At 69.5% G+C, this 1205-nt stretch carries 2 pseudogenes; both read right to left on the bottom strand.

The window, feature by feature from the left end:
• Positions 1-518 (bottom strand): annotated as a pseudogene (locus A5750_RS10545) (bifunctional [glutamine synthetase] adenylyltransferase/[glutamine synthetase]-adenylyl-L-tyrosine phosphorylase); the annotation flags it as partial.
• 64 nt (positions 519-582) lie between these two features.
• Positions 583-1205: pseudogene (locus A5750_RS10540) on the bottom strand (glutamine synthetase); the annotation flags it as partial.

The raw sequence follows: 1205 nt of genomic DNA, 5'->3' as shown, positions 1-1205 counted from the left end.
GGCTCGTCTTCCACCGTCGCGGCCAGGTCGAGCGCGGCCAGCACCAGCAGCTGGTCGCGGTACAGCGTCTGCAGGCGCGTCACAACCGAACCCGGCGCATCCGACGCCCGGTCGACACACTCGGTGAACGCCGCCCGCAGCTCGTCGCGCGTGGACAGTTTGGCCTTGCCCCGCAACAGTTTCCATGACTCGGGATGCACGACCAGGTGGTCCCCGAGGGCCAGCGACGCGCCGAGCACCGCGAACAGCCGCCCGCGCAAGGGCCGTTCGGCGAGCAGCGCGGCGTTGAGCTCGTCCCAGTCGGTGTCGGGATTCTCCGCCAGCCGGATCAGGGCGCGCAGCGCGGCGTCGGGGTCGGGCGCGCGCGACAGTGCCCACAGCAGGTCGACGTGGGCCTGGTCGTCGTGGTCGTACCAACCCAGCTGCGCCAGGCGATCGCCCGCGGAAGGATCGACCAGGCCAAGCCGGCCCACGCTGGGCAGCCGGGGGCGCTGCGTCGCGGGTTTGGTCACGCCCACGACGGTATCGCAACCGCCCTGCGTTGCAGGGTTAAGGCGGACGCCCTGTTAACGGTGACGCGGGCTACAGCGACAGATAGGTGCTCAGCTCGTACTGCGTGACATGGCTGCGGTAGTTCGCCCACTCCGTGCGCTTGTTGCGCAGGAAGAAGTCAAAAACGTGCTCTCCCAAAGTTTCCGCGACCAGCTCGGAGGACTCCATGGCGCGCAGCGCGCTGTCCAGGCTGGTCGGCAGCTCGCGGTAGCCCATCGCGATCCGCTCCTCGGGCGTCAGGTCCCACACGTTGTCCTCGGCCTGCGGCCCCAGCACGTAGCCCTTCTCCACCCCGCGCAGTCCGGCGGCCAGCAGCACGGCGAACGTCAGGTACGGGTTGCAGGCCGAGTCGGGACTGCGCACCTCGATGCGGCGCGACGACGTCTTGTGCGGGGTGTACATCGGCACCCGCACCAGCGCCGACCGGTTGGCCGCCCCCCACGACGCCGCAGTGGGCGCCTCACCACCCTGCACCAGCCGCTTGTAGGAGTTGACCCATTGGTTGGTGACCGCGCTGATCTCGGAGGCGTGCTCGAGGATGCCGGCGATGAAGGACTTGCCCACGTCGGAGAGCTGCAGCGGGTCGTCGGGGCTGTGGAAGGCGTTGACGTCACCCTCGAACAGGCTCATGTGGGTGTGCATCGCCGAGCCGG

It is taken from the genome of Mycobacterium sp. 852002-51613_SCH5001154 (assembly GCF_001667425.1).
Taxonomy (GTDB): domain Bacteria; phylum Actinomycetota; class Actinomycetes; order Mycobacteriales; family Mycobacteriaceae; genus Mycobacterium.
The sequence above is the reverse complement of the archived record's forward strand: the minus strand, read 5'-3'. Positions and strand labels throughout refer to the sequence as shown.